The organism is Hyphomicrobium sp. (genome assembly GCF_036262015.1).
In the GTDB taxonomy this organism is placed as follows: domain Bacteria; phylum Pseudomonadota; class Alphaproteobacteria; order Rhizobiales; family Hyphomicrobiaceae; genus Hyphomicrobium_C.
This window is the reverse complement of sequence record NZ_DATAJR010000009.1, coordinates 297,778-323,360: the sequence shown is the minus strand read 5'-3', so window position 1 is coordinate 323,360 and position 25,583 is coordinate 297,778. Positions and strand designations below refer to the sequence as shown.

Annotated in this window: 28 protein-coding genes, 2 tRNA genes and 2 riboswitches; of the genes, 15 read left to right on the top strand and 15 right to left on the bottom strand. The window is 62.2% G+C overall.

Annotation, left to right across the window (positions count from 1 at the left end):
• Positions 1 to 7 precede the first annotated feature (7 nt).
• Positions 8 to 1,297 carry a phosphopyruvate hydratase gene (eno, locus tag VHO05_RS17065; RefSeq protein WP_329647816.1) on the bottom strand — a complete coding sequence of 430 codons (1,290 nt, stop codon included), beginning with the start codon at positions 1,295 to 1,297 and terminating at the stop codon, positions 8 to 10.
• 196 nt (positions 1,298 to 1,493) lie between these two features.
• Between eno and VHO05_RS17060 the strand changes: the two genes are divergently transcribed.
• From VHO05_RS17060 to VHO05_RS17045, 4 genes are all read left to right on the top strand, one after another.
• The gene (locus tag VHO05_RS17060; RefSeq protein WP_329647815.1) at positions 1,494 to 1,856 is read left to right on the top strand and encodes a GFA family protein; all 363 of its coding nucleotides are present in this window, start codon (positions 1,494 to 1,496) and stop codon (positions 1,854 to 1,856) included.
• Positions 1,856 to 2,563, top strand: a complete 708-nt coding sequence (queC, locus tag VHO05_RS17055) for a 7-cyano-7-deazaguanine synthase QueC (protein WP_329647814.1) — start codon at positions 1,856 to 1,858, stop codon at positions 2,561 to 2,563. Before VHO05_RS17060 ends, queC begins: the two co-directional genes overlap by 1 nt.
• A 190-nt stretch (positions 2,564 to 2,753) precedes the next feature.
• Positions 2,754 to 3,551, top strand: a complete 798-nt coding sequence (locus VHO05_RS17050; RefSeq protein ID WP_329647813.1) for a phytanoyl-CoA dioxygenase family protein — start codon at positions 2,754 to 2,756, stop codon at positions 3,549 to 3,551.
• Positions 3,552 to 3,679: 128 nt separating this feature from the next.
• Positions 3,680 to 4,222, top strand: coding sequence for a DNA starvation/stationary phase protection protein (locus VHO05_RS17045; RefSeq protein WP_329647812.1), 543 nt, complete (start codon positions 3,680 to 3,682; stop codon positions 4,220 to 4,222).
• Between the two features lie 48 nt (positions 4,223 to 4,270).
• Here the strand turns inward: VHO05_RS17045 and VHO05_RS17040 are convergent, their stop codons facing one another.
• Positions 4,271 to 4,492 carry a hypothetical protein gene (locus VHO05_RS17040; RefSeq protein WP_329647811.1) on the bottom strand — a complete coding sequence of 74 codons (222 nt, stop codon included), beginning with the start codon at positions 4,490 to 4,492 and terminating at the stop codon, positions 4,271 to 4,273.
• 132 nt (positions 4,493 to 4,624) lie between these two features.
• On the opposite strand from VHO05_RS17040, the gene queE reads away from it, so the two are divergent.
• The 3 genes from queE (at position 4,625) to queF (ending at position 6,192) form a co-directional block, all read left to right on the top strand.
• Positions 4,625 to 5,254, top strand: coding sequence for a 7-carboxy-7-deazaguanine synthase (gene queE, locus VHO05_RS17035; protein ID WP_329647810.1), 630 nt, complete (start codon positions 4,625 to 4,627; stop codon positions 5,252 to 5,254).
• Positions 5,255 to 5,331: 77 nt separating this feature from the next.
• A complete protein-coding gene (locus tag VHO05_RS17030; protein WP_329647809.1) occupies positions 5,332 to 5,715 on the top strand; it encodes a 6-carboxytetrahydropterin synthase in 384 nt (127 codons plus the stop codon).
• 12 nt (positions 5,716 to 5,727) lie between these two features.
• A complete protein-coding gene (gene queF / locus VHO05_RS17025) occupies positions 5,728 to 6,192 on the top strand; it encodes a preQ(1) synthase (RefSeq protein WP_329647808.1) in 465 nt (154 codons plus the stop codon).
• Between the two features lie 10 nt (positions 6,193 to 6,202).
• On the opposite strand, the gene VHO05_RS17020 is transcribed toward queF, so the two are convergent.
• Positions 6,203 to 7,330 (bottom strand): ceramide glucosyltransferase, encoded by a 1,128-nt coding sequence (locus VHO05_RS17020; protein WP_329647807.1) that lies wholly within the window; start codon positions 7,328 to 7,330, stop codon positions 6,203 to 6,205.
• Between the two features lie 522 nt (positions 7,331 to 7,852).
• On the opposite strand from VHO05_RS17020, the gene VHO05_RS17015 reads away from it, so the two are divergent.
• Positions 7,853 to 8,095 (top strand): hypothetical protein, encoded by a 243-nt coding sequence (locus VHO05_RS17015; RefSeq protein WP_329647806.1) that lies wholly within the window; start codon positions 7,853 to 7,855, stop codon positions 8,093 to 8,095.
• Positions 8,096 to 8,098: 3 nt separating this feature from the next.
• Here VHO05_RS17015 and VHO05_RS17010 read toward each other — a convergent pair whose 3' ends face one another.
• Positions 8,099 to 8,362 (bottom strand): hypothetical protein, encoded by a 264-nt coding sequence (locus VHO05_RS17010; protein WP_329647805.1) that lies wholly within the window; start codon positions 8,360 to 8,362, stop codon positions 8,099 to 8,101.
• A gap of 292 nt (positions 8,363 to 8,654) precedes the next feature.
• On the opposite strand from VHO05_RS17010, the gene VHO05_RS17005 reads away from it, so the two are divergent.
• The gene (locus VHO05_RS17005) at positions 8,655 to 8,894 is read left to right on the top strand and encodes a hypothetical protein (protein ID WP_329647804.1); all 240 of its coding nucleotides are present in this window, start codon (positions 8,655 to 8,657) and stop codon (positions 8,892 to 8,894) included.
• Between the two features lie 2 nt (positions 8,895 to 8,896).
• Here the strand turns inward: VHO05_RS17005 and VHO05_RS17000 are convergent, their stop codons facing one another.
• Positions 8,897 to 9,622: an alpha/beta hydrolase gene (locus VHO05_RS17000; protein ID WP_329647803.1), complete on the bottom strand. Its 726-nt coding sequence runs from the start codon at positions 9,620 to 9,622 to the stop codon at positions 8,897 to 8,899.
• 164 nt (positions 9,623 to 9,786) lie between these two features.
• On the opposite strand from VHO05_RS17000, the gene VHO05_RS16995 reads away from it, so the two are divergent.
• On the top strand, positions 9,787 to 11,520 hold the full coding sequence (locus VHO05_RS16995; RefSeq protein ID WP_329647802.1) for a L,D-transpeptidase family protein: 1,734 nt from the start codon (positions 9,787 to 9,789) through the stop codon (positions 11,518 to 11,520).
• 24 nt (positions 11,521 to 11,544) lie between these two features.
• Positions 11,545 to 12,567 carry a murein L,D-transpeptidase family protein gene (locus VHO05_RS16990; RefSeq protein WP_329647801.1) on the top strand — a complete coding sequence of 341 codons (1,023 nt, stop codon included), beginning with the start codon at positions 11,545 to 11,547 and terminating at the stop codon, positions 12,565 to 12,567.
• A gap of 12 nt (positions 12,568 to 12,579) precedes the next feature.
• Here the strand turns inward: VHO05_RS16990 and VHO05_RS16985 are convergent, their stop codons facing one another.
• A complete protein-coding gene (locus tag VHO05_RS16985; protein WP_329647800.1) occupies positions 12,580 to 13,266 on the bottom strand; it encodes a MarC family protein in 687 nt (228 codons plus the stop codon).
• Positions 13,267 to 13,372: 106 nt separating this feature from the next.
• A tRNA-Gln gene (locus tag VHO05_RS16980) sits at positions 13,373 to 13,447 on the bottom strand.
• A gap of 213 nt (positions 13,448 to 13,660) precedes the next feature.
• On the opposite strand from VHO05_RS16980, the gene VHO05_RS16975 reads away from it, so the two are divergent.
• Positions 13,661 to 13,737, top strand: a tRNA-Pro gene (locus VHO05_RS16975).
• Positions 13,738 to 13,857: 120 nt separating this feature from the next.
• Here VHO05_RS16975 and VHO05_RS16970 read toward each other — a convergent pair.
• The 4 genes from VHO05_RS16970 to VHO05_RS16955 all read right to left on the bottom strand — a co-directional run bounded on the left by VHO05_RS16970 (position 13,858) and on the right by VHO05_RS16955 (position 18,685).
• Positions 13,858 to 14,637, bottom strand: coding sequence for an ABC transporter ATP-binding protein (locus tag VHO05_RS16970; protein ID WP_329647799.1), 780 nt, complete (start codon positions 14,635 to 14,637; stop codon positions 13,858 to 13,860).
• Positions 14,634 to 15,623: an iron ABC transporter permease gene (locus tag VHO05_RS16965; protein ID WP_329647798.1), complete on the bottom strand. Its 990-nt coding sequence runs from the start codon at positions 15,621 to 15,623 to the stop codon at positions 14,634 to 14,636. The genes VHO05_RS16970 and VHO05_RS16965 overlap by 4 nt, the downstream gene beginning before the upstream one ends.
• Complete coding sequence (locus VHO05_RS16960; RefSeq protein ID WP_329647797.1) at positions 15,620 to 16,495, bottom strand: ABC transporter substrate-binding protein; 876 nt, start codon at positions 16,493 to 16,495, stop codon at positions 15,620 to 15,622. Before VHO05_RS16960 ends, VHO05_RS16965 begins: the two co-directional genes overlap by 4 nt.
• A 111-nt stretch (positions 16,496 to 16,606) precedes the next feature.
• Positions 16,607 to 18,685, bottom strand: a complete 2,079-nt coding sequence (locus VHO05_RS16955; protein ID WP_329647796.1) for a TonB-dependent receptor plug domain-containing protein — start codon at positions 18,683 to 18,685, stop codon at positions 16,607 to 16,609.
• 288 nt (positions 18,686 to 18,973) lie between these two features.
• Positions 18,974 to 19,197: riboswitch (cobalamin riboswitch) on the bottom strand.
• A 129-nt stretch (positions 19,198 to 19,326) separates the two neighbouring features.
• Between VHO05_RS16955 and VHO05_RS16950 the strand changes: the two genes are divergently transcribed.
• Positions 19,327 to 20,001 (top strand): adenosylcobinamide amidohydrolase, encoded by a 675-nt coding sequence (locus VHO05_RS16950; RefSeq protein ID WP_329647795.1) that lies wholly within the window; start codon positions 19,327 to 19,329, stop codon positions 19,999 to 20,001.
• 182 nt (positions 20,002 to 20,183) lie between these two features.
• A riboswitch (cobalamin riboswitch) is annotated at positions 20,184 to 20,391 on the bottom strand.
• 178 nt (positions 20,392 to 20,569) lie between these two features.
• On the opposite strand, the gene VHO05_RS16945 is transcribed toward VHO05_RS16950, so the two are convergent.
• The 3 genes from VHO05_RS16945 to VHO05_RS16935 form a co-directional block, all read right to left on the bottom strand.
• Entirely contained in the window at positions 20,570 to 20,944 is a 375-nt protein-coding gene (locus VHO05_RS16945; RefSeq protein WP_329647794.1) for a phasin family protein, read from the bottom strand.
• Between the two features lie 118 nt (positions 20,945 to 21,062).
• The gene (locus VHO05_RS16940; protein WP_329647793.1) at positions 21,063 to 21,980 is read right to left on the bottom strand and encodes a pirin family protein; all 918 of its coding nucleotides are present in this window, start codon (positions 21,978 to 21,980) and stop codon (positions 21,063 to 21,065) included.
• Positions 21,981 to 22,041: 61 nt separating this feature from the next.
• The gene (locus VHO05_RS16935; RefSeq protein ID WP_329647792.1) at positions 22,042 to 23,100 is read right to left on the bottom strand and encodes an acyltransferase family protein; all 1,059 of its coding nucleotides are present in this window, start codon (positions 23,098 to 23,100) and stop codon (positions 22,042 to 22,044) included.
• A gap of 103 nt (positions 23,101 to 23,203) precedes the next feature.
• On the opposite strand from VHO05_RS16935, the gene VHO05_RS16930 reads away from it, so the two are divergent.
• Positions 23,204 to 23,398 carry a DUF4089 domain-containing protein gene (locus tag VHO05_RS16930; protein WP_329647791.1) on the top strand — a complete coding sequence of 65 codons (195 nt, stop codon included), beginning with the start codon at positions 23,204 to 23,206 and terminating at the stop codon, positions 23,396 to 23,398.
• Entirely contained in the window at positions 23,395 to 24,771 is a 1,377-nt protein-coding gene (locus VHO05_RS16925) for an AtzE family amidohydrolase (RefSeq protein ID WP_329647790.1), read from the top strand. Before VHO05_RS16930 ends, VHO05_RS16925 begins: the two co-directional genes overlap by 4 nt.
• Here the strand turns inward: VHO05_RS16925 and VHO05_RS16920 are convergent.
• Positions 24,768 to 25,559 carry a helix-turn-helix domain-containing protein gene (locus tag VHO05_RS16920; RefSeq protein WP_414653799.1) on the bottom strand — a complete coding sequence of 264 codons (792 nt, stop codon included), beginning with the start codon at positions 25,557 to 25,559 and terminating at the stop codon, positions 24,768 to 24,770. The two genes, VHO05_RS16925 and VHO05_RS16920, sit on opposite strands and share 4 nt — an antisense overlap.
• Between the last annotated feature and the right edge of the window lie 24 nt (positions 25,560 to 25,583).

Below are 25,583 nucleotides of genomic sequence, written 5' to 3'. Positions count from 1 at the left end.
CGTCTCCTTAGACAGCGCGCGCGCCACGCAGAATGCTGCGGCCGGCGTACTGGGCCACGCCGCCCAGCTCACCCTCGATGCGGATAAGCTGATTGTACTTGGCGAGACGGTCCGAGCGGCAGAGCGAGCCGGTCTTGATCTGTCCGCAGTTGGTCGCCACTGCGAGGTCGGCGATCGTCGCGTCCTCGGTCTCACCCGAACGATGCGACATGACGGCGGTATAGCCCGCACGTTGCGCCATGTTCACGGCATCGAGCGTCTCGGTCAGCGTGCCGATCTGGTTGACCTTGACCAGGATCGAGTTCCCGGTGGCCCCCTTGATGCCGCGCGACAGGCGCTCGGTATTCGTGACGAACAGATCGTCGCCAACGAGCTGGACGTTCTTGCCGATGGCATCCGTCAGCAACTTCCACCCGCCCCAGTCGTCCTCGGCCATGCCGTCCTCGATCGAGATGATCGGAAAGCGCGTCGCGAGGTCTTCGAGATAGCGGACCATACCAGCGCTATCGAGCGTCTTGCCTTCGCCGTGAAGCTCGTACTTGCCGTCCTTGTAGAATTCCGTCGACGCACAATCGAGCGCGAGGAAGATATCTTCGCCCGGCTTGTATCCCGCCTTCTCGATCGACTTCATGATGAAGCCCAGCGCTTCGTCCGCGCTCTTGAGGTTCGGCGCGAAGCCGCCCTCGTCGCCGATGCCCGTGTTGTGGCCAGCGTCCTTCAGGTTCTTCTTCAGCGTATGGAAGATCTCGGCGCCCATCCGGATCGCGTCGGAGCACGTCTCCGCCGACACCGGCATGATCATGAATTCCTGGATATCGATCGGGTTGTCGGCATGCGCGCCGCCGTTGATGATGTTCATCATCGGCACCGGCAGCACGTGCGCCGAGGTACCACCGACATAGCGATAGAGCGCGAGGCCCGAAGCCTCCGCCGCGGCTTTCGCCGCTGCCATCGAAACGCCGAGGATCGCGTTGGCGCCGAGGCGGCTCTTGTTCTTCGTGCCGTCGAGCGCGATCATGGCCGCGTCGAGTCCCCGCTGGTCCTCCGCATCGAGCCCGATCAGCGCATCGGAGATCTCGCCGTTCACAGCGTCAACGGCCTTCTGAACACCCTTGCCGAGATAACGGCCCTTGTCGCCGTCACGCAGCTCGATGGCTTCGTGCGCGCCCGTGGAGGCACCCGACGGCACCGCGGCGCGGCCCATGGAGCCGTCTTCGAGCATCACGTCGACCTCAACGGTCGGATTGCCGCGGCTGTCCAGAATCTCGCGGCCGAGGATGTCGACAATGGCGGTCATGGGAATTTCCTTAGAAGTCTGATGGACAAATGCTTTTTGTCAGAGGAAGGTCGGCGGCGGCAGGAGCCTTGAAGAGCCCGGGTCCGCCAATGCAGGAGCGGGTTGTAACCGGGTTCGCAGGGCACGGAAAGACCCCACTGGGTAGCAGCCCCTACCCGCCCCACATGACGCCCCAATAACAGGAGGACCTAGCACAATGGCCGATAAGACGACCTATCATGGCTCCTGCCACTGCGGCGCCGTGCGCTACGAGGCGAAAAGCGAGCCGATCGCGGAGGCCTTGAGTTGTAACTGCTCGATGTGTCGACGCAAGGGAACCCTGTTCGCCTTCATCCCGGCATCGGACTTCGATCTCAAATCGGGCGAGGAGGCGTTGAGCGATTACCAGTTCAACAAGCGCGTCATTCATCACCTCTTCTGCAAGACCTGCGGCGTGACGAGCTTTGGCCGCGGCACAATGCCCGACGGCACTGAGACGATTGCGCTCAACGTCCGCTGCATCGACGAAATCGATCCCACGACCATCCGGATCAACCACGTGGACGGAAAGAATTTCTGATGTCCGCCGACGGTGCACTCGTTCTCTTCTCCGGCGGCCAGGACAGCGCCGTCTGCCTCGCCTGGGCGCTGGACCGCTATCCTCACGTCGAGACGCTCGGCATTGCCTACGGTCAGCGCCATGACGTTGAGCTTTCGCAGCGCCGCATCGTCCTTGACCACATGCGCCGCGCGTTTCCGAAGTGGGCCGAAAAGCTCGGGCCCGACCACGAGATCGCGCTCCCCGAGTTTGGCCGCATCAGCGAGACGGCGCTCACGCGCGAGGCCGAAATCGAGATGACGGCTGCCGGCTTGCCCTCGACGTTCGTTCCCGGCCGCAATCTGCTGTTCCTCGTCTACGCGGCCGCTGTCGCATACAGGCGCGGGATCTCGACGCTGGTCGCCGGCATGTGCGAGACGGACTACTCGGGTTATCCGGACTGTCGCAACGATACCATCCGCGCCCAAGAGCAGGCGATCGCGCTCGGCCTCGACAAGCCGTTCAGCATTCAAACGCCGCTCATGTATGTCGACAAGGCGGGCACTTGGGCCATGGCCGATGAGCTCGGCGGCTCAGCGCTCGTCGAACTCATCCGCGAGGACACGCACACCTGCTACCTGGGCGACCGCACCCATCGCCACGACTGGGGCTGGGGCTGCGGCACATGCCCCGCCTGCGAGCTGCGCGCCAATGGCTGGAAGAGTTGGCAAGCATCAAAGTCTGGCTGAGGGTTGTCTCGCGACGCACTTGCGACCATAATTGCTACGCCATGATGAGTGCTTTCAAGATCGCAGCGACCTTCTTCCGAGGCTGATCGTCTCGCCCTTCGAGGGCTCGAAGACGGATGCCTAAGGTCCTATGAGAGACGCCGCCCGAATGCATGGGCGTGCGCTCGCGATCATTCACGAGAGCATTTCAATGCAAAACACCGACGAAAATCCGCGCGCGCTCAGCGCTGCGCAAATCGAGCGATTCATTCACGACGGCTTCGTTAAAATCGACCGAGCGTTCGCAAAAGCGATGGCCGCAGACGCGCGGCAGATCCTGTGGCGGGACACGGGCTGCGATCCCGACAATCCATCAACGTGGACCCGCCCCGTCATCCGGCTCGGCATGTATACCGAACGCCCGCTCGTCGATGCCGCCAACACACCGATCCTGCACCGCGCCTTCGATCAACTGACGGGCCAAGGACGATGGTTGCCGTGCATGAGCATGGGGACATTCCCTGTGCGCTTTCCCTCTCCTCACGATCCCGGCGATGCTGGCTGGCATATCGACGTGAGTTTTGGCTTCGACGATCCCGACTTCATGAACTGGCGCGCGAACGTCCAGTCCAGAGGCCGATTGCTTCTTATGCTGTTCCTGTTCTCGGATGTGGGCGAAAACGATGCACCGACCCGCATCCGTGTCGGCTCGCACCTCGATATCGCTCGGAGATTAGCCTCAGCCGGCGACGCGGGCCTGACACTGCGCGATTTAGCGGCGTCAGACTTCGCGGAAACTTCAAACTGCCGCGAGGTGCTGGCATCGGGCGAAGCTGGGACGGTATATCTATGCCACCCCTTTTTGGTGCACGCCGCCCAGCCTCATCGCGGCACAAGACCCCGCTTTCTGGCGCAGCCGCCTCTGCTTCCGCGCGAACCTGCCGTGAGCGGCGGACACACGGGTGGCCGGACACCCATCGAGGAGGCTATCCACCTGGCCCTTCGCTAGCCGCGCGTTAACCGTGAGCCAGCCTGGCCTGCACCTGGCTCACGGACGCCTGCATGGGTGCTTCCCTTCCTTCCGTCCGGTTCCTACCTTAGGAACGGCACCCCCGCCGCAACCCGATGGAGCCCCCAATGGCAGAAGCGAAGGCTGATCTGAAGAAAGCTGCCGAGCGCCGCAAGGCCCCGCTCGCAACTCCGACCGACCTCGGCGGCAACGCCGTCCGTGACCTTTCCGGCGCCCTCAACGAACTTCTCGCCGACGTGTTCGCCATCTATCTCAAGACCAAGAATTTCCACTGGCATATGAGCGGCCCGCACTTCCGCGATTACCACCTCATGCTCGATGAGCAATCCGATCAGATCTTTGCCATGACCGATCCGATTGCCGAACGCGTACGCAAGATCGGAGGCATCACGATCCACTCCATCGGCAACATCGCCAAGCTGCAACGCGTGAAGGACAACGACGCCGACTATGTCGACGCGCTCGACATGATTGCTGAGCTACGCGACGACAACAAGGATCTCGTCACGCGTCTGCGTTCCGTTCACGATCTCGCCGACGAACACAACGACGTCGCGACTGCGAGCCTTCTCGAAGTGTGGATCGATGAAACCGAACGGCGCCACTGGTTCCTGTTCGAAACCAGCCGACCCGAACTCGAAGGACACTGAGACACGCGGGCGGCAGGCAAGCGTTGACGTGTGCCTGTCGCCCCGCAGTCAGAGGCTCGCCGGCGTGATGGTCGGGCGATTGCTTCCTCCGGCCGCGCCCTTGGCCTTGTCGAGAACGGCGACCCGCGCGTCGTAATCGAGACGCAGGAAATCGTTGAGCGCGCCATCCGCCACCGCGTACTCGCCACACCGTTTACAGCGAACGATCAAGCCGTCGAAATCACCGGAGCTGAGATCTTCAGATTCCGCGCCGCAAACTGAGCATTGCATGCCGGGCCTCAATTTTTGCGCCTCGCTATCGAAAGAGATACCCTTTCCTCGGCCGGGAGTTCCCAGGAACCGAACCCAGAGGGCGACTGCGTGCCGCTTGACAGGGAGCCCGGACGATCTACGGATCTGCGCATGTATTCCGTCAAAGAGATCTTTTACACGCTGCAAGGCGAAGGCGCGAACGCCGGCCGCGCGGCCGTATTTTGCCGTTTCGCGGGATGTAATCTTTGGACCGGCCGCGAGAGCGACCGCGAGACGGCCGCGTGCACCTTCTGCGACACGGATTTCGTCGGAACCGACGGCGAAGGCGGCGGCAAGTTCCGCGACGCAGCCGATCTGGCCAAGGCCGTTTTGGCCGCCTGGCAGGGTGGTTCGGACGAACGTTTCGTCGTCTTGACGGGGGGCGAACCGGCCCTTCAGGTCGATGCGCCGCTGATCGATGCGTTGCATGGGCACGGCTTTGCGATCGCGATCGAAACGAACGGCACGCTGCCCCTTCCTCCGGGTCTCGACTGGATCTGCGTCAGCCCCAAGGCGGGCAACGAGCTCCGCCAGATCTCCGGCCACGAACTGAAGCTTGTCTATCCGCAGGCCGGGCTGGCACCGGAAAGCCTACTCGACCTGGATTTCCCGCGCCGCTTCCTGAGCCCCATGGACGGCCCCGATCTGGCTGCCAACACCGCCGCAGCCGTGACCTACGTCAAAGCCAACCCGGCATGGCGCCTCTCCGTCCAGACCCACAAGCGGATCGGCATTCCTTAACCGTTACCCGCGCCCTGCTGCCCGTTGCCCCACTCCGAGGGGTGGCGCCAGCGGCCGAAATCCCCTATTTGAGCGCCATGCGCATCTATAAGGAATTCCTCTTCGAGGCGGCCCACTTCCTGCCGTCCGCCCCTCCTGGCCATCCCAATTCGCGGATACACGGCCACTCATTTCGCGCGCGCGTCGTCATCGACGGCGAACCGAACGCGGAAACCGGGCTCGTCTTCCACTTCGACGATCTGGCTGCCGCCATCGCCGAGGCCCATGACGCTCTCGACCATCGCCTCCTGAACGAGGTCGAGGGGCTTGAGCTGCCAACGCTCGAGCGCATCTCGATTTGGCTCTGGAACCGGTTGCAGAACCGCGTCCCGGGGCTCGCGGAGATTCACGTCTCGCGCGATAGCTGCCACGAGGGCTGCATCTATACCGGCGCGCCCCTGCCGAAACTCGCAGCCGAATAGCGAGGGCGAGCCATGAGCACCAAGCCTCCGTCTGGTGTCACGCTTCTCGGCGGATCCTCGGCCATCCCCGAGAGCCCTGACAAGGCGCTGCTCGAGCGCGTCGCCAATCCGCATTCCGACACGGCCTATGTGGCCCGCTTCACCGCGCCCGAATTCACGTCCCTCTGCCCCGTGACGGGTCAGCCGGATTTCGCGCACCTCGTCATCGACTACGTGCCGGCCGATTGGCTCGTCGAAAGCAAATCCCTAAAGCTCTATCTCGCCTCATTCCGCAATCACGGCGCCTTCCACGAGGATTGCACGGTCGCGATCGGAAAGCGTCTCGTCGCTTTGCTCGAACCGCGCTTCCTCCGCATCGGCGGCTACTGGTACCCGCGCGGCGGCATTCCGATCGACGTCTTCTGGCAGACAGGCGAGCTACCAAAGGGCGTTTGGCTTCCGGACCAGGGCGTCGCCCCCTATCGCGGCCGAGGCTGAGACCCTCCGTCTAGGCCCGGCCCTGCTCCGCTTCCGCAACGGTCATATCGTTGCCGCGCCAGTTGAACCCATCCCCAATCCAGCCCTTGAGCCAGATCACGGGCAGCATGACGTCGCGGACGAACCACGCGGCCGGGGAGATCCAACTCACGTGCCAGCCGGACGCGCGCGCCAGCAAGGCTTCCGTACCGAACCACAGGGCCGCCACGATCGCCCCCGCGCTGACACCATCGAGATCGGCGATCGGGGCCGCGAAGACTGCGGCGCCAATCGGCACCAGGCTGCCCGTGAATAGCTCCGGCGTATAGCAAAGCGGAAACGTCGCCCGCCGCAAGCGCGCCCACCGCACCTGACGATCCAGGATTTGTTGCCGCGTACGAGTCCCCAGCGGCTGCTCGAACGGACGATCCACGAGCCGCACGCGCAATCCCTTCGAGCGGACGACCTTCGTCGCCGCCGCATCCTCCGCGATCTCAATACCGAGCGCGCGGATACCATCCGCGGCGTCGAGTACATTGCGCCGCCAGAGCATCGACTTGCCCTGCGCGAACCCGAACCCAATCGTATCGGCGGAAAGCTGCCAGCGCGCCTGGTAGGTATTGAGGAACGCGCATTCGACTTCCGCCCAGAAACCATCCGGCCGGCTGCCGACCGGCGGCGAGCACACAAGCCCGGTATCGGAGCGCAGGGCCGCGAAGAGCTGCCCAACGTAATCGCGCGGCATCAGAACGTTGCTGTCCGCAATCACGATCCAGGAATGGCACGCGGCGCCCCAGCCCTTGATGACGTTATTCAGCTTTGGATTTGGCGTGCTCTTGTCGTCACCAATGAGAAGGCGCGCGTTGATGTGCGGATGTTCTGCAATCAGGCGCCGGACCAGCGGCACGGCCGCGTCGCGCTCGCGCGCGGAGCAGAACAGAATTTCGAACTCGGGATGCGCGAGGGCAAACGTCGAACGAAGCGTTGCCTCGTCGTAAGGATCGAGCCCGCACACGGGTCTGACAATCGTCACCGGAGGAAGTTGCTCGTCCGTCAGCACGATCGACGTTGTCCGTCGCGTGCGATAGAGCGCGAGCACTGCGGACAGCATGTGAATGAGCAGCGCGGCGGCGCAGAGTAGAAAGGCAGTCCATTCCATCGCAGGCCCGCAATCCTCTCGCGATTGAACCCGTCAATCCTAGAGAGATCCCGGATTCACGTAACAACCGCATGACGCGTGAACGACGATTTGATGACGGACGAAGGGCTTAAAAAGAAAGGGCACGCATGACGCGCGCCCTTCCAAGTCAACGGGAGAAGTCTGCCCAAGTGCGCCAACTAACGAGTGCTCGAACGAACAGGTTCGCCAACGACGAGCCAAGGACAACAACACTTTAGCCGTCGAGACAGGAACGACGTCAACGCAAACTCGAAGCGGTTCGCGGCGCCATTTCGCCGCGAACCGCCGTCACAAATATGAAATATTGGATGGCTCAGCTTGCCAAACTTCGAAGCAACGCATCCGGTCACAACCGTGGCGAAATTCTGGGAGGCAAGAGTGTGCGCGCCACGCCAAGCGGTTCTTATTCTCGCCCCGAAGGTGCCAAGAAACTGAGACGTTGCAGCCCTATGGTCGCGCCACTAGCGGATTCGAGCCGATCGAAAACCAGGAGCGGCAACAATGTTGGCAAGCATCGAAGCACTCGAACCGGGCGACATTGTCGAGATCAAGTATCGCGTCTGGCGGCCTGCAGGTGCGGGTGATGAAGTCGTCGACAGGTGGATCACCGCACACGTCATCGCGTGCGAGAAAGGCACGTGGCCTCTTCTGCGCCTCGCCGATGGTCAAGCCACAGAAATTCGCCCGTTCATGACGTGGCGTGCCCTGACTGGATCGCGCAGGCCAGCGACCATCGCCGCCTGATCTTCAACCTGCAGCCGACTTCGGAGCCTCCGGCGACGCAACGAGCACAGGCCGACGCGGCACTGATGCAGGCTTGCGGCTCGCCGCAGAAACCTTTTTGGCCGCCGGCTTCGCAGTCTTGCGTGCCGGAGCCGCCGCCTTCTTCGGGGATGACCGTACGTTTCGCTCGGGCTGACGCTTGCTTAGCGCGTTGATTTCGGCCCGGAGCTTGGAAAGCTCCGACAGGATCAGATCGAGCTTCTCAGACTTCTTGAGCTTCTTCGCCATGGCACGCTCCAACTGGTAGCGACGTTGGCATGCCCTGCACGACCGCTGGCCTAAAGCGAAGCTGCGCAACGCCAAGCGGCGCCCGCACGAGCGCGCCTCTATGAGCATACGGGAAAAATTCCGGCGCTGTAAGCGACTGCAACCTGTTGCTCAATGGGCACGGTTGCCACGTTAGATCAACCGAACCCGGAACTTTCGGCGACGGAACGGCATACCTCATCCGTTGTTGAGGAGTCGCGAAGCGTTGCCTCGCGGCTCCGGACACGCCGGAGATTTGCTCACGGGAGTGGTAATGCATACTTCGATACCCGACGCGTTAATAATGGCCTACGCGGACGGCGAGCTGAGTGGACCGCTCGCTCGACGGATCCGCGAAGCGCTTCCCCAAGACAGCGGCCTTCGCCGCAAATATGAGATGTTCCATGCCACGCGTTGGGTGCTGCCTCGCACCTTCAACAGCGTCCTCGACGAGCCTGTTCCCGATCGACTGACGCGTACCGTCACGAAACGGAAGAACCGGCTTCCGGGCTGAAATCAAAGACCCGCGCGCCGCCAGAAAGACGTTATGGCGGCCGCGGTTTCCCCGGCCCGCTCCAATTGCCACCAATGACCGCAGTCCAGTTTCACAACAGCCGCGCCCGTAATGTCGCCGATGCGATCCGCGAAGCCGGATGACGCATACGCGTCGCGCTCACCCCAAAGCACCAGGCCGGGAGCGGCAATACGGGAGAGAGAGGGGCCCCACTCGTTGAAAACATCTCGGCCCGAGCGGTAAAGCCGCAAAATGCTGTCCCGCATTTCTCCATCGATGTGGCTCGCCGTGTCGCGGGCATCGCCTTCGGAAAGCCCTGCCCGTCTGAGCATGTCTACGGCAAGATCCGGCGTCAGCCGGTCCATCGCCTTTTCCCCCGCACCCGGGGTCTGCCAGAGCCGAGCAGTCGGGTGCCACGTGTAGTCCGGCGTAAAAGGTGCGCCGCCGCCAACCCAGCTTCTGACAAGGTCGGGCCGCACCGAAAGCACCCGCAACAACAAGATTGAGCCCCAATCATGCGCGACGACATCGCGCGGACCGGGGATGGCCTCCAGAGCCTGGATCAACCAGGCCAGATAATCTTCCTTGTTTGCCTCGAAGCCTGTCGGTCTCGGGTGCCCAAACCCGGGCAGCGACAACGCCTCCACGGATCCTGCCTGGAGTTGTTGAATCAAACGGGACCACACGCGGCAGGTGTCTGGTACGCCGTGAATGAGCACCAATGTCATACCTACATCCCCAGAATTCACGGAAAGTTAGGCGCCTTGCAGCAGCCTTGTTGCCCGCGACTAATGCACGAGGCGCGGCGCGCCAATAGATGGAACGCGCACCGGAATTTTGAGTTAAACTACCGGCACATCGCCAGGGGAAATTCGAGCTCGCGGGTCAATCCATGCTTCCTCGGCTTATATCCAAGACCTTCACAAGCCTTACGCTAACCGCCCTCCTCCTAGGGATCGCGGGTACGACCGCAGCGTTGGCCCAGAGCTATGATCGCTACGGCCGCTACGACCGGTATGAGCGATACGATCGCTATCGCTATAACAATTACGACCGCGACTACTACCGCCCCCAGCGTGCGCGCAAGCCGGAGCAATCGAAACCGAAGGAAGAGGAAGCCAAGCACCAGGAGCCCCTCGCGGGTCCGCCCAGGCTGGCCGTCGTCTCGATCCGCGACCAGCGCATTTCGGTCTACGACGGCAGCGGCGCAGCCGTGCGCGCCCGCATTTCAAGCGGACAGACCGGCTACGAGACGCCCGTCGGCGTGTACAGCATCCTGCAGAAGAACAAAGATCACTATTCAAACCTATACGACGACGCCTCCATGCCGTTCATGCAACGGCTCACCTGGTCCGGCATCGCACTTCACGCCGGCGCATTGCCCGGCTATCCCGCTTCGCACGGCTGCGTACGGCTGCCGCACAATTACGCAGAGCAAATCTTCCCGCTGTCGAAGCTGGGCATGCGCGTCGTCGTGGCACGCAACGACATAGCGCCCGTCGAAATTGCCCATCCCTTGCTCTTCAAGCCGACGGTGGCGGGCACGCGCCCCGTTACGACGCAAATTGCTTATGCGCCGGACGGCGGGCAGCAAGACGAACAAGGCAATCCCTTTGAGCCCGATGTCAGCAACTGGCCCGAACGCCAGGCCCTGCTCGCTTCGCTCCGCTCAGCCGCCGCCGAAAAGATGCCGGCGGCGGAAGCCGCAACGGCGCGTTCTGAAGAGCTCGCCAAGGTCGAAAAAACAAAAACTGCCGAACGTGCAAAGACGGCCAAAACGCTGAAGCGGGCGGAGTCTGCCAAGCAAAAGGCCGACGAGCGCGTTGATCGCGCGAAGAAGCAGATCGAAGAAGCGAAATCCGACAAGCAGAAGAAATCGGCCGAAGACACGCTCGCCAAGGCCACTGCGGCTGCGACGAAAGCGGCAGAGGATGTAGCCAAGGCCCAAGCTGACGACAAAGCGCCAGCGGAAGCTCTGGCCGCAGCGACGGCGGAATTGGCTGCGGCAAATGCAGCCAAGACGGCGGCCGTCAACGTCGCTCAGGAGGCAAAACGCAAGACGCTCCCCGTCTCAGTGTTCATCAGTCTGAAGAAGCAGCATCTCTACGTGCGTCAGGGTCATGAGCCCGTCTTCGATACGCCCGTCACCATTGCCGAACCCGAGAAACCTATCGGCACGTTTGTGTATACGGCTGTGGACTATACGGGCTCCGGAAACGACGTTCGTTGGATGGCCGTATCGACCGGCCCGCGCGAGCTTGACGACTACTACGACCGTACTGAGCACAAGAACGGTAAGAAAGACCACACACCACCACCGACGGATCTGAGCGCAGCCACCGCCGCTCTGGATCGCATCACGCTCCCGCCGGATGTCGCGCCACGCCTCTCGGAATACGTGTGGCCGGGCTCGTCAATCATCGTCTCCGACGAGGATGTGAGCAAGGAAACCGGAAAAGCCACGGATTTTGTCGTTCTTATCAGCGGCGAACCGCAGGGCGGGATCAAGAAGCGTCCGCGTCAACCTGCGCCTGATTACTACCGCTACTACGGCGACGACTATTACTACTATGACCGTCGCAATCGGCGCGCGCCGAGCTATACTCCGTTCTTCAGCTTCTGGTGAGGACACGTAACCGGAGGATGCAATTTGGCGACATCAGGGGGAGCACGCTTACTTTTCCTGGCACTCCTTAGCGCCATTCAGACGCTCGCCCTTGTCGAGGCGCGAGCCGCTCCCCCCTCGTTCGATCCCGCCGCCGCCGAACGGCTTGAGCGCCGCAGCGCCGCCCGCCAAGGCCGGCTTCTTCTTCCCCTACCCGGCACACCCGACACGCAAACACTGCTCTCGCGGCTCACTGCCAGCGGCATCACCCTTGGCTCGCGCATGATCATCCGCGTGTTCAAGGCGGAGTCCGAGCTCGAGGTGTGGTTTGAAAAAGACGGCGTCTTCGTGCCGTTTGCGACCTACCCCATTTGCTTCTGGTCCGGAACACTGGGTCCCAAGCTGCGCGAAGGAGACCGCCAGGCACCGGAGGGCTTCTACACCATCACGGAACGGCAGCTGCATCACGGCGATCGCTGGCGCCGCTCTCTGGACATCGGATATCCGAACGTGTTCGACCGTGTGAATGGCCGCAACGGGTCCCTCATCCTTGTGCACGGTGGCTGTGACTCGATCGGCTGCTTCGCGATGACCAACGCCGTGAACGCGGAACTGTATGAGTTGGTCTCCGCAACGCTACGGAGAGGCGTGGCACACGTTCAAGTGCACGTATTTCCGTTCCGGATGACCGATGCGAACGTCACGGTCAATGCCACAAGCCAGTGGAAAGACTTCTGGGCCGATCTCAAGCAAGGTTACGACTCGTTCGAGCGCACCCACTTGCCGCCTCACGTATCGGTCTGCGGGAAGCGGTACCACATCGAGGATGCGATGCGCGGTGGCCGCGATGCCGAAGGCATTGAGCTGTGTGATCAGGACCGCAATCTGATCCCGGATCACCTCCAACTGCCCGACAAATCTCCTGGAAGTCAGGCGAACGAAACGCTGCCGCCCCCTCCGTGCGCTATGGCACTCGCGAGTTGCCGTCGTTGGGTCGCGCTTCGCGATCGCAGGGCCGCCGACAATCTGGTTGCGACCCACGCCCGCAAGACCTCGAAGGTGCGCTGAGACACGCGGCTATTAGGGCACAACGTTCATCCGCGCCGCTTCGAGTGCGACCGTGATCGCGCCTTGAGCGCCTGTGAGCAGAATTTGCACACCGATGCAGAGGAGCAGGAAAGCGGCCAAGCGCGTCAACACGCGCGCGCGCGCCGGTCCGAGCAAGGAGACGACCCGATCCGCCGACGCATAGCAGATGCCGACCAAGATCGCGACGGCGAAGGCCGCCGCTGACAATCCCGCAAAGAACGGCACGAGCTCCGCAGCCGACGACGGCCGGCTCGCGCTCAAGGCAATCGCGACCGAAATCGTCCCGGGACCGGTGGTGAATGGCATGGTGAGAGGAAAGAAGGCGACATCCTCCGCACCGGCCGCAGGCGCGGCCTGCTCATGCTTGCGGATTTCGCTTTCTGTGGAATTGGACAACATCCCCCAAGCCGTAGCGGCAACGACAAAGCCACCGGCGATCCGCAGGGCTTCGACGCTCACTCCAAAGAAGCTCATGAGCGAAGCACCAACCCACAGCGACACGAGCATGACGATGGCCGCATAGGCGGCCACCCGCCACGCGAGCGCGGACCGCTCACTGCCGGATCGTCCGGAGGTCACTTGGTTGTAGATCAGAGCGCCGCCGATCGGATTGACGATCGAGAACAAGGCTGGAAACGCAACCAGGAAGCTTGCGACAGCATAGCCCATCAATTCCATGCGGCTGCTCCATGCGCTGGATTGTGTCGTTCGAGACGGGAGGAGCGTCGCCCTGTATCCGGCACGGGAACAGAACCGGAAAAACCATGCAACCCATTGAAAAGATTGGCTGGGACGGGAGGGTTCGAACCTCCGAATGGCGGAATCAAAATCCGCTGCCTTACCACTTGGCTACGTCCCACCACTTGTCGGCTCACATCGCCAGAGGCTGGGAGCTGAGCGCCGCACCATAGTGAGCGTCGCGAGCGGGGGCAACCGCCGGAAAAGGAAAAAATTCACATGCAAGACCGGCTTGCCCAAGCCCGGACCTGTCGCTATAAAGCCGCCTCGCTCTTCCGCTCGCCTCGAGCAGGCGAAGAGTGTTTTTCAAGCACGTCAAGACATTGAGGTCGGGCGGAGCGTAGCGCAGCCTGGTAGCGCACTTGCTTCGGGAGCAAGGGGTCGGGAGTTCGAATCTCCCCGCTCCGACCAATGTCTTCAAAACGTTGGGTGAGAGCCGGTACGGCTCGACCCACGACGCCACCAATAATCAGCAAGACTTCGCTGGCGCAGCTCCGCACCGGGGCGTCCGCGCTTGCCTCGCCGGTCACCTCAGGCCATCGCGATCGTATCGAGCGGTTGGACGATCAGGCCGTTCTCGCCGTGACGCAGATACGCGGAGATACCGTATACCGCCGCCAGGTTCTGTTCCGTCAGGACAACCTCAGGCGCCCCGTCCGCAGCGATTGAACCGCCGTCGAGAAGGATTAGCCGTGTGCACCATCGGGCGGCGAGCGAAAGCTCGTGAAGCGAAGCCACCACGATCCGGCCGCGCTGCGCCAGCTGCGACAAGACCCGCATAAGGCTGATTTGGTGCGCCGGATCGAGACCCGCCGTCGGTTCATCGGCGAGGAAAACAGGCGTGTCCTGCGCAAGCGCGCGGGCGATCAGCACCCTCGCCCGTTCACCTCCGGAAAGCTCAGACAAAGGCCGGTCGCGCAGCGGAAGCACATCGGCTTCGCCCATCGCTTCCGCGACCTTTGCGGCATCGATTTCGGTCGGCCCTCGCATGGGTTGCAGATAAGGCGTCCGTCCGAGTTCGACGACTTTGGCGGCCGTGAGCTGCCAGGCGACATCCCGATCCTGCGGGAGGTAGCTCATCTGCCGGGCACGCTCGGCACCCTCCAGGCTTGTGACGGGCTGACCGTCGATCAAAACGTTTCCGGATGCCGGCAGCAGCCCAAGGATGCCTTTGATCAAGGTCGACTTGCCGGCCCCATTGGGTCCGATCAATCCAATCAGCTCGCCACCGCGGATCGACAGCGACACGTCCCGCAGGATTTGCCGCGTGCCAAGCGTGACCGACAGAGCCTCAACCGTTAGCATGGTCACAGCACGTTCCTCCGGTTCTTGATCACGAGCCAAAGGAAGAATGGCGCGCCGACAATCGCCGTTAGGACGCCGAGCTTGAGATCCCGGCCCGGCGCGATGATCCGCGTTGCGATGTCGGACGCCAGGATGAGGGCCGCTCCTCCCAATGCGCTGGCGGTGAGAAGGCGGCTTGGCTGGGCGCCGACCAGCGGCCGGAGCATGTGCGGCACGATCAAGCCTACAAAGCTGATCGCTCCCGCAACTGCCGTCGCCGCGCCAACGGATGCGGCTGTACCGAGCACGGCCAGCCATTGCGTGCGCGCAAGCCGGATGCCCATGCTGGAAGCCACATCCCGCCCCAACGTCAGCGCATCCAGTGCGCGACCGAGCGCGAGCAGCATCACCCATCCGGCAACCATGAACGGCGCGGACATCCAGACATGCAGCATGGACCTGTCGGCGAGCGAGCCAAGCATCCAGAATAGGATTTCGAGCGCAGCAAACGGATTAGGAGAAAGGTTGAGCGCGAGCGACGTCATCGCCCCGGCAAGACTCGTGATCGCAACCCCTGACAGGATCAGCGTCAGCGTCCCAGCGTAGGCGCCGGAGAGGAGTTGGATCAGCACGACGGCTCCCACCGCCCCAGCCATCGCCATCAGCGGGAGCGCGAGCGAGAACGCCGCAGAGAGCCCGGTATAGATGGCGATCACCGCACCGAACGATGCAGACGAGCTGATCCCGAGCACACCGGGATCGGCCAACGGATTACGCAGATAGCCCTGGAGCACCGCGCCCGACAAACCGAGCGTCGCGCCTATCATGAGGCCGAGAATGGCGCGCGGCAGCCTGATCTCCTGCATCACGAGTCGAGCCGCTTCGTTGTCGCCGTTGAACAGACCGCCAATCGATGTCGCGAGATCCAACCCAGCTGGCCCGACCAGCAGGGACGCAAGAAACAGCGCCGCGACGACGCTGCCTAAGATCGCCAGAAGGCTGCGGTGACTCATTTCCCGGTGCCCCGCTTCGCCCGCAAGGCTTGCGCTTGCGCAGACAGCAGCCCCACGGCTTGCGCCGTGAACGGTGCCCCGCAAACCCAATACTTGTCGGGAATAGACGTCAGCTCTCCCCCTTCGAGGACAGCCCTGAGAGCCGGATGCTCAAACGTCTGGTAGGCAAGTGCCGGTGCCTTGCTGGGACGGACACCCCCGATGATCAAATCGGGAGCCGAGGCGACAAGAACCTCCAGAGGAAGCCGGATCGTCCCAACCAGCCCAAGCTTCGTTCCGAGGTTCTCCAATCCGGAGCGCTCGACGACGGCGCTGGCCAACGTCCCGGAGCCCGATGTGTAGCTGTTGGCGTAGTGCAGCGCCGCTAAAGGACGCCAGTTCTTCCGATCCGAATCCGGAAACTGCGTGAGGCGCGTATCCAGCTCCTGCACCAGCTCCTCAGCCCTCGACTCGCGACCGAGGAGACGGCCCATCCGGCGGACCTGCTCCCTGATCTCCGGAAACGAGTACGACGGGGGAAATTCTTCGACGTGGAAGCCCAGGCGCTTTAGTAGGGCAACCGTTGCACGGCCTGTGAACGTGCCGGACAGAACGAGGTCCGGGTGCATCATGAAAATTTCTTCCGCACGCCCGTGGTTGATCGGGAAGCGCCGGGCCTCCTCCGCCAGAACGGAACCCTCCGGATCGATCGCGAGATAGGACACGGAGTGAAGCTGCCCCTCACCGGCGACCAGCATTGCAAGCTGGTCCGTGCACAGGTTCATGGAAACGACACGCTGCGGCGCACCGCCTGCAGGAGCCGAAAGCGCGGACGCCGTCAAACCGATACAGGCGGCCAGACATCCGATCATCCGCAATATTAAGTGTCGCATTCGAGCATCCGATTGATCTTCTGGAGGGTGCTACGCCGAGGGCTGACATCCTTCGGCGTACAAGAGTGGCATTCTCGCGCAAAGCCTATGCGGTGCGAGTGCCGGCCAGGGTTAACGGTACTTTGCCCAAGCCGCAGTGTTCGGATCTTCGAGCGTGATCTTGACGCCTGCATAGGCCGCGACACCAAGCGTGTTGTAACCCGAGATCTCCTCATACCGCTCGTCGAGAATGTTTTCGACACGGCCGAAGACCTGAAAACCAGGCTGCACGTCGTAGGAAATGGCCGCATTCACGAGCAGGTATTCGTCGAGCAGAACACGGGTCGCGGGCCATGTCCCGAAGTTGTTGTCGATAGTGTCACCGTTGTAGATCGCCGCGAGATTGAAATTGCCCCTGCCCTCATCGAACGAGTAGTTGAGGTCAGCGCGGCCAGAGTGAGGCGCACGTCGGATCTCCTCGAGACCATTCGGGTCCTTGGCATTCAGGTATGTGTAGCTCGCTCCGAGGCTGAGTGCGCGTGTCACAAGAATGCGCCCCGAGATTTCGATGCCATCACGTTGGCTTTCGCCTTCGAGATTGATCATCGAATTTCCCGTCCCCTGGATTTTATTGCTCAGATCCGCGTTGAAATATGTGATGTCCAGGAGCGCCTTGCCGCGCAGTGCCGAAAACTCAACGCCAACGTCCCAGCTGAACGACTCTTCCGGCTTCAAATTCGGATTGCCGATGAAAGACCCCGCGACATAGCCGAACTGCTCGAACATGCCGGGAAGTGCAACGCCGGTGCCGACGCTCGCATGCGGACGCATGTTGACTTCCGGCAAGACGACCGAAACGCCGGAGCGCCAAGTCGTGAAATCGCGGAATGTATCGTTGTCGTCATGGCGAACGGATGCGTCCACGAATACGCGATCGAAATACTCGCCGCGATACTCACCCACAGTGGAGATGGCTTCCCGCTTGCGCGTAAGAGGGTCGGCATAGCTTGCAAACGGAGTGAAGTCTTCGCGCTTATTCTCGACGAACCCGCTCAGAGCATGCTTCGCTGAAACTGACGGTGTCGCGAAGCGATAGGTGGCCAAATACGAGAACGTGTCCGCCTTGGCGTCGAAAGCGCTCGGTCCATACCATTCGCTTTCGTAGTCCACTTCGGTGGTATTACGATTTGCTTTGGCGACGTGGGTCAGAGCTCCGCCTAGCATGTCCCACCGAAGAGTCGCACCCCCGAGGAACAGATCAGCGACGCTGGAGTCAGCGGTGTCCACCGCACCGTTCAGGCCTGTTTGCGGAATGAAACTCTCGTTGTCCGAGTCGACGTTCTTTGTCGTGTCTCGAACGACGAAATCGAGGGTCATTCCCTCAATGATCTTGAAACCACCCTTGACGTTGATGGTTCCGTTGTCCCACGGATCATCCTCGTCGCCATAGATAGACCAGTTGAAGTCGTTCTGCTCCCGATAGTTTCCAGCGACCGAAAGCCAAAAACTATCGGTTCCTCCCGACGCTCGCGCAGACACATCGCGCGTGCCGTAGGAGCCGAACTCCACCCGGCTGGACAGCGTCAGCGGCCCCTTGCCGCCGCGCGTGATGATGTTGATGACACCGCCGATTGCGCGCGATCCGTAGATGCCGCTTTGCGCGCCCCTGATGACCTCGATGCGCTCGATGTCTTCCGCCATCAGGTTCGACCAATCGAGCTCTCCGTTGTTGGGATCGCTCGCTTCGATCCCGTCGATGAGAACCAGCGTGTGGTTCGCCTCTGCGCCGCGAATGCGAACTTGCGTCAGGCCTCCGCCGCTGCCGGATTGGCTCACATGCACGCCCGGCAAGCTGCGCAGCGCATCTGCAGCGTTCCGAACTTGCTGTGCGCGAAGCTGCGTCCCTGTCACCACCGTAACCGCAGAGCCGATCTGGTGCGCGGGTACACCGGTTACGGTTTTCCCACCGGTTGAAACGTTCGCGTCCGACGTCAGCGCGGCGGCTTCACTTGCCTCCAGCGGCCCCCGAACGGGAGCGGACTGCGCACCGTCCCCTTTCTTCACGCTCACCTTCGGCTTCTCGACAGTCGCGCCTTCGACGACGACGGGTGGAAGCTCTTCCGGTTCAAGAGCAAGCGCCGTCTGCTGGGCATGAGCTGTGGAAATCAGCACAAGAAGCACCGCGCTGCTCGACAGGAGCCCACGCGTCAAGAACGCCAGTCTCTGCGTGGCGCCAATGCGAATTCGATACAACAAGTATTCCCCCGTCACGAATGATGGACGGGAGCTTCGACAAGCTCAGCTGGATGGACGCGACAGGCACACGCAACGCCGAAGAGCCGCGGATAATCCACGACGCGGCGCAGCTCTCCTCAACGAGCCCGATTTCTATCTTTTCACGAAGTGAAGAAAACCCCGGCCATACCTGACGTCGCTCCCAATCGGTTGCACATCAGCCGCCACTACGGGTAACCGTTCCACCGAGCGTCCCGCACGGAGGATGGGCGACTTGTGCCGGCAGGTCTCCTGGCTCACGGCTCAAGCGTCGCTCTCCAGCCTTCCCGACGCTTCAAGCGAAGCGTCAGTGGCATAGTTTGGAGAGGACTTGCCGCTAACAGTTGCGGGCGCAGCCACGGGATCGACGTTCATCGCGTCTCACCGTGTTCCCTCTTCGTCATCCATGCGCTCGCGCGCATGGCAACACCGTCACGCTTCTAGAAACGCATTCCGAGGTAGACTCTGTCAACGCGAATTTTTGTTTCGCTGTGCGACCCACCGTCCATCGCGATACTCTTGGGCGACAAGACTATCCGCTTACGTTTGATCCATCTGCGTTTGCCGAGGCTCCTTTCTTGACCCTTCCCTTCACGATCGAATGCCAGCCGCGACTGCTTGTCGCGACGTTTCCCAAGCCACAGCAGATGCTGAGCTGGTCGCTGACGCATCCCGGTCTGCGTAGCGCCACGCGTGTCGCGTGGATCGAGGTTCGCAACGCGGATTTGAGCGAAGACGTCGACGCAACGAGATACATTGAACAGCGCATCTCCGAAGCGAAGCTCATGGACGCAGTGGCGCTGGTCACGTCGCGAAACGTCGATCGCCATCAGATATCGCAAGCTCGTATCGATGGCGCCGTCGCCACATGCGTTACGACCTTGGGACTGTCCAATGGCGAACGTGTCGGCCAGCGCAGCCTCGAAAAGGTTCGCGTCCCAGGCACGATCAACACACTCGTTCATATCGCTGAGCCTCTGACCGAGGCCGCCTTGCTCGAAACGATGTCGATCGTTACGCAAGCCCGGACTGCGGCCGTCATGGATGCGAAGGTCCGCCGAGGCGGCGTTCTCGTCACGGGAACGGGAACGGACTGCATCGTCGTTGCGGCACCTCACGGAAGCAACGGCGCACCGTTCGCAGGTCTCCATACTGCGATCGGAGAAGCGGTAGGCAACGCCACATACCGCGCAACAGCCGACGGCATCGCGACCTGGAAATCGGACGTTGAGATTCTGACGCAGGCTCCCTAGCTAAGCCGGATCCTCATCCGCAAGCTCATCGGCTTTGTCAAAGCATGCGCGCCATGACGCAACGCGTCTTGCCGTTTCCGTATCGCCGGATGCATCCGCTCGTCGCGCGCTTTGGCGAAGCGCGTTGCGTAGCGCCGCACGTTTGAGCCGGGTATCGGGCTCTGCTGTTGAAGCAGGATCACGGTGGGCGACTTGTGAGGGCAGGTCTCCTGGCTTACGGCTCAAGCGCTTCGAGTGGCCTTCCCAGCGACAGGGTCACCAGTGGCAGTTCCCTCGAAGCTTGCCGTCTACAGTTGCGGGCGCAGCCGCGGCATCGACACTTCGTCTCACCGCGTTCCCTATTAATCCAACGCTCGGGTGAGCGGTGGAACCATCACGGCGCGAGTGTGCATTGGGGAAGGGGGTTCATGTCAACATCAAAAAAGACCGTCCGTCTTCGGTACGATCCTTAGGTGGGCAGCCGTAGTCTTGGAGCGTCTACGTGCCCCTCCCCTGCCCACCGATCCAAAAATATTTCTAAGCAAAATTATGCGTCGGCGTTCTCTAGTCACACGCCCAAGACGAGAGCTTACTTCTTCTGCATTCCCTGCATGGCGTCAGTGACGAGTCGGCCGAGCTCTTGCGCCTGCAGAGCATAGGCTTGCATCTGCGACTGTGCGAAGCGGCTCTGATGCGCGAGCACTTCCTGAATGTCCTTGGCGCTAGCGAGGTCGCTTGCGAGAGCGAACGCGGCTTCCGCATTCTGCTTGGCGAACTTCGTCGCCCGGTCCTGCACAGCTCTGAAGCCAGATGACATGTCATTGGCAGGAAGCGTCTTCGTCCAGAAACTCATGGCCTGGGTCATCGCATCCATGAACTGACCATACGCCGCCCGGGCCTGATCGACATTCTTTTCCGCGAGATCGCGCATCTGCTGGGGGATTTCGAACGGATTCTGGGACATAATTTTCTCCGGCTTGGTGGCCCACCTGGGGGTAGGTCTATCAGTAGCGCCTAACACGCCCGCCGCATACCGTGTTTCTTCGCTGCGGTGCCCTAAAATTTCCTGCCGCGCCAGCAAGTCACTCCGGGAGCGGGATAAACTCTTGGACGTCTGTCGGAACGGGTGAAAATCGCCGCGCCTTCCAATCCGCCTTGGCGGCATCAATACGGTCTTTCGACGACGAAACGAAGTTCCACCAAATGTGCCGCGGCCCGTCCATCGGCTCGCCGCCAACCAGCATCAGACGTGCCATCGACGTAGCGAGGATCGAGATCCGGTCGCCAGGCCGGAATACGAGCAGCCGCCCTGAGCCGAACGACTGGCCCGCGACATCGATTTCGCCCGAAACGATATAGACTGCGCGTTCATCATAGTCGGCATCGAGCGGCAGCACGGCCCCCGGCGCGAGCACGGCTTCGGCGTAGAAGCACGGATGCGGAAACACAGCCGGGGAGCGCGCTCCGTAAAGCGAGCCCATGATGAGGCGGACGGTCTTGCCCTCGCCCGCAATGCGCGGCAGCGAAGGAGCATCGTAGTGCGCAAAGGCCGGCTGATCCTCCTCATGCGATTTCGGCAGAGCAGCCCACGCCTGAATGCCGTACACGCGGCTCTCGTGCGTCCGCGCCTCGGCACTCGACCGCTCGGAATGCACGATGCCCCGGCCTGCCGACATGAGGTTGAGCTCGCCAGGCTTGATGGCAAGCTCCGTGCCGAGGCTGTCCCGGTGCATCAGCTCGCCCTCGAACAGATAGGTTACGGTTGCCAAGCCGATGTGAGGGTGCGGCCGCACATCGATGCCGCTGCCGATCAGGAATTCCGCCGGCCCCATCTGATCGAAGAAAATGAACGGCCCGACCATCTGCTTTGCCGCCGCCGGAAGCGCACGCCGCACTTCGAACCCACCGAGATCACGCACCCGCGGCACGATGATGTGCTCGATGGCATCGCACGACGCTGCATCGCCGGGCTTCGGGTCGTCACAAGGTTGCCAGCTCATCCGATGCTCCTTTCCTCGTAATCCGACCGAGGCGAGCCCGAGCATCCGGCAGCGCGATACGCTAAGCTCTTGTCGCCTCGGCTCTAGCAGGCATCAAACCCCCAATCGCATCGCCGATCCAGCGCGAAATAACGATGGCCCTGTCGTTGATTGGCGCGAAGGCATAGGCCGCCGCAAATGACAACACAACGACGAACAGATCGATCGCGATCTTGTCACCGACGGTTACGCCGTAATGCAGCATGAGCGGCGCGCCGACGATCATCATGACCGGTCCGTGCACGAGATAGAGCGGAAAAGAGATGTAGCCCAGGTGACGCGAAAGCTTGCCTGACAGCGCACGCGCCACTGGCGCCAAGAGAACGCAGCCCAGAAACAGCGCCGAGACCCCGATCATGTTCGCGGCATTGATGTGCGGTTCCAATACCAATGGCGCGGCAAACCCGACGAGGATCAGCACAACACCAATCCACGCGGGCCGGCCTTCGAACCATCCGCGCTGAAACGCGTCGGCAAACACGACTCCGAGCGCAAAAAGTGCAAGCGGATTGTCGAACCCCATGAGAACGGCAGACAGTACGCCCATGACAGCCATGCGCATGGGAAGCCGTCCCACGACAAGGAGAGCGCCCACGACTAGGAACGATCCCATCAGCTCCGTCTGCATCGTCCACAATGGACCGACATAGGTCTTGGCCGAGGAATAGTTCGCGAAGACATCCCAGAATGAAAACCGAAGCAGATGGCCGAGGGTCGGTTCAACCGTCAGCGCGCGCTGGAACGCTTCAAGGCGTTCCACGGGCGGGGCCAAGAAACCAAGCATCCATACAACGTGGACGACGGCGCAGATGGCGAAGATCGGTAACACCAGGCGGGGATATCGCCCGGCTGCGATGCGGACGAGATCGAGCGGATCGTTCTTCGAGAGAAATTTCACCGACAGCGCGAAGCCGGACACGAGAAAAAACGTCAGGACCGCCACGAGCCCACTGAATGGAATGAAGGAGCGCAACTCGTGGGCAACCGGAGGATAGGGCGCGAGGCCACTGCAGAACACGTGATAGTTCAGGACAAAAACTGCCCCCCAGCCCCGAAGGCCGTCAAGAAAACTTAGTCGCACGTCTGCCCCCGCAACGTAGCCTTGAAGGTAAATCGCCGTTCAGGCTATGGCACCGAGGTCGGCATCGCTATCATCCGCCCGACACACCCCTAGGAAACCTGTGATGACGACCGAATTCCTCAATGATTACATTGATCGAGCCACCGAGAATTTGGGTATATCGGTCCGTCCGGAATGGAAACCCAACGTCGCCATGTTCTTCGAGGTTGCCCGCGGAATGGCCAAGATGATCGAAGCAACGGAAGCCGCAACGTCGGCCGAGGCCGCCGCTGTCTTTTCACCGCACGCATCAGAATGACCGCTTCCCTGGCTCAAAGCGCCCAAGCGATCACCTGTGCGCTCGCACGCGGCGAAGTCTCCGCCGAGGAGATCACCCGCGCCGCACTCGAGCGCATTTCCGCGCGCGATGCAGAGATCGGCGCCTTTACCGACATCACAGCGGAACGTGCCCTAGCGGAAGCGCGAGCGGTGGATCGCAGCCGTGCCGCCGGCCACAAACTCGGCCCGCTGGCGGGCGTGCCCTACGCCGTCAAGAACCTTTACGCCGTCGCCGGCATTCCGACCCGCGCAGGCTCGAAGATCAACGCCGCCTATCCCCCGGCGACGACCGACGCGCTATTGGTCCAGCGAATGCAGGCTGCAGGAGCCGTCCTTCTCGGCGCGCTCAACATGGGCGAGTACGCGTACGACTTTACGGGTGAGAACGCCCACTACGGCCCGTCACGCAATCCGCTCGATACGACCCGCATGACGGGCGGATCGTCGGGCGGATCGGCGGCGGCGGTTGCGGCCGGATTTGTGCCGGTCTCACTCGGCTCCGATACGAACGGGTCGATCCGCGTGCCTGCGGCCTTCTGCGGACTCTATGGCCTGAAGCCGACGTACGGCCGCCTGCCGCGCACGGGAACCTTTCCCTTCTGCGACAGCCTCGACCACCTCGGCCCATTCGCGCGCTCTGTCCAGGATCTCGCCGTCACCTACGACGCGCTCCAGGGCCAAGACGCATCCGACCCCGTATGCGCGCGGCGCCCCGTTGCTCGCGTACAATCAGACATTGCGAAGGGACGAGACGGTCTCCGTATTGCCATCGCCACGGGCTATTTCCGCACCGATGCCGAACCGGGCGCGCTGGCCGCATTGGAGCGCGCCGCGAAAGCACTCGATGTTTCGGATGAGATCGACATTCCACGCGCCGCCGAAGCCCGCGCGGCCGCGTTCCTGATCACCAACGCCGAAGGCAGTGCCCTCCACCTCGAACGCTTACGGAAATGCCCGGCCGACTTCGATCCCGACACGCGGGATCGCTTCATTGCTGGCGCGCTCCTGCCCGCGAGCTGGTACGTCTCCGCACAGCGCTTCCGCCGCATGTTCGAGAACACGATGACGGACATCTTCGCGCGACACGACGTGATCTTGGCACCCTCCGCGCCCTGTAGTGCGCCGCGCCTCGGACAGAAAACGATTGTTCTCGGAGGACGCGAGGTTCCGCTCCGCGCCAATATGGGCATCTACACGCAGCCGATTTCATTCGTTGGCCTGCCTGTCGCTGCCGTGCCGGTCCGTGAGACGGGTGCGCTACCCTATGGCATCCAGGTCATCGCGGCACCCTGGCGCGAGGATCATTGCCTGCGCGTCGCTGCCGCGCTCGAAGCTGCGGGCCTTAACGGCTAGGCGCGCCGAACATGGCGCAAGCTCGGAGAGGCCGGCGCGCCGAAAGTCCGCCGAAACGCGCGCGAAAAGTGCGCCTGATCCGCGAAACCCGCAGCATGCGCCGCATCGGTAAAGCTGCTGCCGGCAACGATCTCGCCAATGGCACTGCGCAAGCGCTGCCAGACCCGGAAACGCCGGAACGGCACGCCGACGTCCTGCGCGAAGAGATGTTGAAAGCGCGAGGACGAAAGCCCCACGTCACGTGCAGCGACCGCGGCGCTCGACGTATCTCGATCGTTCCTCGCGAGCGCCGCCACAACGTGAGAAACGCGCGGATCCATCGCGCGCCTCGCCCGCGAGCTGGAAAAACCCAGCAAGCTATCGAGAGCAGCATCTGTCCAGCGCGCACTGTCGCGCGTTTCATAGAGCGCGCGCAAAATCGAGAGTTCTCCGCTGCTCCCCAGCAACGCGCGCCCATCCGCGCGGCAGGTACCCATCAGCGGAACAAGCGCATCGAATCCCGCTTCACAAGGTTCGAGATAAAGCACCGCCAACGGCTGCCCGGCGACATCGAACTCGTACGAAACGCCAGCAGGAATGACGGCCGTACGACAGTGCTGCCAAGCCCGCCCTTCGATCCGCAGCCGAAAGCGCTCGTACAAGCCAGCCAGATAAACCGGCACGCTGTGCGCGTGCGGAGCGTTGTAGGTGAGCGGCCCGACGAACAGCGCGCGGCGCGGATCGAGATGCCAGATCGGCAGCAGTTCCTCGTTCCGGGACAAACTCGCAGCACGTTCGTTCAAGTGCATCCGCCCCCGCGTCGCTAGGTTCTG